The following is a 5,183-nucleotide window of genomic DNA, read 5'->3' on the forward strand; positions in this document are numbered from 1 at the left end:
ATAAGAGACAGCTCCGGTGCAGGCCACGTTGTTCACGCTGAAGCTGCCTGGTGCCGGGTTGCTGGAGTTCCAGGTGCCGTTGAACCCGAACGAGGCGGTGCCGTTGGTGCCGATGTTGCCGTTGTAGCCGACATTGGTGGCGGTGACCTGGCTGCCGCTCTGCGTCACGGTCGCGTTCCAGGCCTGGGTCACCTGCTGCCCGGCCGAGTACGACCAGCGCAGGGTCCAGCCGTTGAGCGGATCACCGAGGTTGGTGATCGTGACGTTGGCGCCGAATCCACCCTGCCACTGGGAGGCGACCGAGTAGTTGACCGAACAGCCGACCGCCGCGTGGGCGGAGACGGCGGTGATGACCCCGACTCCGGCGAGCGCGGCAGTGGCAGCGGCAGTGGTGAGGATCAGCGCCGTCCGGCGCCGTCGTACGAGCATCGTGCTCTCCTTGTCGTCCGGATGCGACGCGCGCTCCGCCGATCGAGTCCGGAGTCCGTGCCCGGCGGTTCCGGAGACCGGCTGGTCCACGCCGCGGATCCAAGCCGTGTTCGAGACGATGGCCCCCGCGCTTGCTGTTGCCTAGGCAAGCGCTTTCCGGACAATGAAATCACGATTCTCAATGCTTGTAAACGGCTGACGATCGCCCGGCCCGGCCGTCGGTACGGGCCGCCGGCACGAGTCGTCAGCGCCGACCGTGCCGCCCGTCGCCCCCCGGTCGACCTAACTGTCGGTCCCGGCCGGCCTAGCTGTCGGTTCCGGCCGGCCTAGCTGTCGGTTCCGGCCGGCCTAGCTGTCGGTTCCGGCCGGCCTAGCTGTCGGTTCCGGCCGGCCTAGCTGTCGGTTCCGGTCGACCTAACTGTCGGTCCCGGCCGGCCTAGCTGTCGGTTCCGGCCGGCCTAGCTGTCGGTCCCGGTCGGCCTAGCTGTCGGTCCCGGTCGGCGCCGACCGTCGGTCCCCGGTCGGCCCGGCCGCACCGTCGCGGATGGACGGTGCCGGCCGGGGTACCGGGGTTGGTCCGTGAACTCAGCTCGCCTGCTCGGCGAGCTCCAGGAACCGGCGCTTGGCGGTCAGGGCCTGCTCGGCCTCGCGGATCCGCTTGGCGTCACCCGCGGCCTTCGCCCGCTCGAGTCGCTGCTCGGCCTCGGCGACCTGGTCACGCATCTGGGTGAGTAGCGGGTTGGCCGACGGCTCGGTCCGGCGCCACGCGGAGTCCATGGCCTGGCGGACCTTGTCGTCCACCGCGCGCAACCGCCGGTCCAGGCTGGCGGCAGCCTCGCGGGGCACCCGGCCAGCCTCGTGCCACTGGCCCTGGATCTCCCGGAGTTTCGCCTGTGCGCCGCGCGGGTCACCCTCGATGTCCAGCGCCTCGGCCTCGGCGATCAGGGCCTGCTTGCGGTCCAGGTTGCCGCGCTGCTCCGCGTCCCGGGCGGTAAAGACCTCGCTGCGCCGGGAGAAGAAGCTGTCCTGAGCCCCCCGGAATCGCTCCCAGAGCCGCTCCTCGGCCTCCTTCGAGGCGCGGGGCGCGGCCTTCCACTGTGCCATCAGATCCCGGAGCCGGTTGGCGGTGGCCGCCCAGTCCGTCGAGTCGGCCAGCGACTCGGCCTCGACGACCAACTCCTCCTTGGCCGCCTGCGCCTGCTTACGCTGGGCGTCCAGGGTGGCGAAGTGTGCACCCCGGCGCCGGGTGAAGCCGTCCCGGGCGGCGGCGAACCGCTTCCAGAGTTCACCGTCGGTCTTCTTGTCGACGCCGCGGATCGTCTTCCACTCGTCGAGGATCTCCTTGAGCCGGTCGCCGGCGGTCTTCCACCCGGTCGACTCGGCGGCCAACTTCTCCGCCTCCTCGACAAGCGAGGTCTTCCGGCTCACCGCCTCTGCCCGGGCGGTCTCCCGGGCCGCCCGCGCCTCGCCGACCTTGCCCTCCGCCAGGGTGGTCAAGCGGTCCAGCCGGGCGGCGAGCGCGTCGAGGTCACCGACCACATGCGCCTCGGCCAGCGAGCCGCGCAGCCGGCGAATGGTCGCCAGCGAGCCGGACGGGTCGGCGGCCCCCGAGTTGAGCCGGGCCTCGGTCAGATCGACCTCGGTGACCAGGTCGGCGAAGCGGCGGGCGAAGTGAGCCAGGCCCTCTTCCGGTGCTCCGGCCTGCCAGGAACCGACCACGCGCTCGCCCTCGGCCGTCTTGACGTAGACGTTCCCGTCCGCATCCACCCGTCCAAAGGCAGTCCAGTCACTCATGAGCCCATCCTCGTTCTCCCGGCGCTACCGGGGTTGGGGGTCCCCGGCGGTCGCCGCCACGGCGCAGCGAAGTTTCTCCCGGCATTGTCACAGGTCCAACCCGGTCCGCGTCGAGCGCCTATCGTCGACCGTGACCATACGGTGTCCTAGACCGCACCCGGATCGCCTGGCTTCCGGGTGTACAGTCCGCTGCCCGCTACGGTGGACGCGTGCCACTGGTCGCCGCAGCCATCTGCCCGAATCCGCCAATGATCATTCCGGAGCTCGCCGGTGCGGCGGCCCGTGAACTGGACGGTCTCCGTACCGCCTGTGCCGACGTCATCGGCCGGCTGTTGGCCACCGGGCCGGACACGATTCTCGTACTGGGCCCCGGTGCCGGGACGGTTCGGCACGGGGAGTCCGACCACGGCAGCCTGCGACCGTACGGGCTGGACCGCGTCGTGTCGCTGGGGGCGGCCGGTACACCGGTCGGCCCAGCGGATCTGCCGCTCAGCCTGCTGGTCGGTGCCTGGCTGCTGCACCGGGCCGGTGCACGGGGTCGCCGTGGCGGGCAGAGCATCGCGCCGGACGCCTCGGTGGACGAATGCCGGCGGATCGGCGGTGACCTGACCGAGGAACCGGACGACCGAGTCGCACTCCTGGTGATGGGCGACGGCTCGGCCTGCCGGGGCGAGCGGTCACCGGGGTACGACGATCCGGCCGCCGAACCGTACGACGACGCGGTCGCCGCGGCCCTCGCCGGAGCCGACGCTACGGCCCTGCTCGGGCTGGACCCGGAACTGTCGGCGCGGTTGCGGGTAACCGGCCGGACGGCATGGCAGGCGTTGGCCGCTGCGGTGGCCCGGACCGGAGTGCCCTGGCAGGGCGACCTGTCCTACTACGCGGCGCCGTACGGGGTCAGCTACTTTGTCGCGAACTGGACGCCGGTCCGGTCGGACCGAGTGCCGGGATGACCGACCGATGTGCCGGCCCGACCGGGCAGAGCGGGGAGACGCCGTGACCGAGCGGAGCAGGGACGTAATGACCGGTCGGGGCAGGGTGGTCGCGATCGTCGGTCCCACCGCCGCCGGCAAGTCGGGGCTGAGCATCGAACTGGCACGGGCCCTCGGCGGCGAGGTGGTCAACGCGGACTCGATGCAGCTCTACCGGGGCATGGACATCGGCACCGCCAAGCTGACACCGGCGGAGCGGGCCGGAGTGCCGCACCACCTGCTGGACATCTGGGCGGTGACCGAACCGGCGAGCGTGGCCGCGTACCAGGCACTGGCCCGAGCGGCGGTGGACGACATCCTGGCCCGTGACCGGGTACCGCTGCTGGTCGGCGGTTCCGGCCTCTACGTGCGGGCCGTCCTGGACGAGTTCGAGTTTCCCGGCACGGATCCCGAGGTGCGGGCGAGGCTGGAGGGGGAGCTGGCCGAGGTGGGGGCGGCGCCGCTGTACGCCCGGTTGCGTGGCGCCGATCCGGCGGCGGCGGCGAACATCCTGCCCAGCAACGGGCGGCGGATCGTCCGGGCACTCGAGGTGATCGAGCTGACCGGGGCACCGTTCACCGCCTCGCTGCCCCGGCCCGTCCCCTGGTACGACGCCGTCCAGCTCGGCGTCGACCGGGAGACCACCGAGTTGGACGAGCGGATCGCCGTCCGGGTGGACCGGATGTGGGCGGCCGGGCTCGTCGAGGAGACCCGGTCCCTGGTCGGCCAGGGCCTTCCCGCCGGCCGGACGGCCAGCCGGGCCCTCGGCTACCAGCAGGTGCTGCGGCTGCTCGGCGGCGAGTTGTCGGAGCCCGAGGCGCGGGCCGACACGGTCCAGGCGACCCGCCGGTTCGTCCGCCGACAGCGATCCTGGTTCCGGCGGGACGCCCGGATCGAGTGGCTGGACGCGGGCCGGGACGATCTTCTCGGAGCGGCGCTCGCGACGCTCGACCGCACGGATTGAGGATTCGGGTCCGGAAAGGGACGAATCGGGCGCCACGTCGGTGTACGTCGGCGCCGGAGGGCGGCCGGCGGAGCCGGCGGCGGCTCGGGGATGATGGACGGGTGCAGTTCAGCAAGGGCCACGGCACCGGCAACGACTTCGTGCTCCTGCCCGACCCCGACAGTCAACTCGACCTGACCCCGTCGATGGTGTCCGCGCTCTGCGACCGACGGCGCGGCATCGGCGCCGACGGCGTACTGCGGGTGGTCCGGGCGGCGAAGCATCCCGAGGCGGTCGAACACGCCGGTACGGCCGAGTGGTTCATGGACTACCGGAACTCGGACGGCTCGGTGGCCGAGATGTGCGGCAACGGGGTCCGGGTCTTCACCCGGTACCTCATCTCGACCGGACTGGCGGATCCCGTCGGCGGCACCCTGCCGATCGCCACCCGGGCCGGAGTGGTCCGGGCCGTGGTGGGGGAGGGGGACGGGCAGATCTCCGTCGACCTGAGGGCGCCCCGGATCGGCGGCAACGGCGTGGCCACGCTCGGCGGGCTCACCCTGGCCGGTACGGCGGTGGACTGCGGCAACCCGCACCTGGTCTGCGTACTGCCGGCCAGTGTCGACCTGGCGGGTCTGGACCTCACCCGGCCACCGGGGTTCGACCCGGCGCTCTTCCCCTCCGGCGTCAACGTCGAGTTCGTGGCCTCCGCGCCACCGGTCGACGGCGCCGACCTGCACGTACTGATGCGGGTCTACGAACGTGGTTCGGCCGAGACGATGTCGTGTGGATCGGGCACCTGTGCCGTGGCGGCGGTGGCGCTGCGCGACGCCGGACGGACCTCCGGGGTGGTGGCCGTGGACGTTCCCGGAGGCCGGCTGACGGTGACGATGGACGAGCGGAGCTGCTGGCTCGCCGGTCCCGCCGTCCTCGTCGCCGACGGCGAAATCAACCTGACCGGCCTCGCCGGCTGACAAGCGTTAGGAAGGGCCCCTTCTTCTACAAAAAGCGATAAGAAGGGGCCCTTCCTTACATCTCAGCTAGAC

At 71.9% G+C, this 5,183-nt stretch carries 5 protein-coding genes; 3 read left to right on the top strand and 2 right to left on the bottom strand.

The features are described 5' to 3' along the window. The coding region (locus I0C86_RS30460) for a cellulose-binding domain-containing protein (RefSeq protein WP_196204767.1) at positions 1–429 on the bottom strand (429 nt) is incomplete at its 3' end. A 585-nt stretch (positions 430–1,014) separates the two neighbouring features. Continuing rightward, positions 1,015–2,223: a DUF349 domain-containing protein gene (locus I0C86_RS30465; protein WP_196204768.1), complete on the bottom strand. Its 1,209-nt coding sequence runs from the start codon at positions 2,221–2,223 to the stop codon at positions 1,015–1,017. Positions 2,224–2,471: 248 nt separating this feature from the next. Between I0C86_RS30465 and I0C86_RS30470 the strand changes: the two genes are divergently transcribed. The 3 genes from I0C86_RS30470 to dapF all read left to right on the top strand — a co-directional run bounded on the left by I0C86_RS30470 (position 2,472) and on the right by dapF (position 5,111). Beyond that, a complete protein-coding gene (locus tag I0C86_RS30470; protein ID WP_196204769.1) occupies positions 2,472–3,176 on the top strand; it encodes a class III extradiol ring-cleavage dioxygenase family protein in 705 nt (234 codons plus the stop codon). Positions 3,177–3,243: 67 nt separating this feature from the next. After that, positions 3,244–4,158 carry a tRNA (adenosine(37)-N6)-dimethylallyltransferase MiaA gene (miaA, locus tag I0C86_RS30475; protein WP_196204771.1) on the top strand — a complete coding sequence of 305 codons (915 nt, stop codon included), beginning with the start codon at positions 3,244–3,246 and terminating at the stop codon, positions 4,156–4,158. A gap of 101 nt (positions 4,159–4,259) precedes the next feature. After that, entirely contained in the window at positions 4,260–5,111 is an 852-nt protein-coding gene (gene dapF / locus I0C86_RS30480; RefSeq protein WP_196204770.1) for a diaminopimelate epimerase, read from the top strand. Positions 5,112–5,183 lie beyond the last annotated feature (72 nt).

This window comes from Plantactinospora alkalitolerans (genome assembly GCF_015690345.1).
GTDB classification, from domain to species: Bacteria; Actinomycetota; Actinomycetes; order Mycobacteriales; family Micromonosporaceae; genus Plantactinospora; species Plantactinospora alkalitolerans.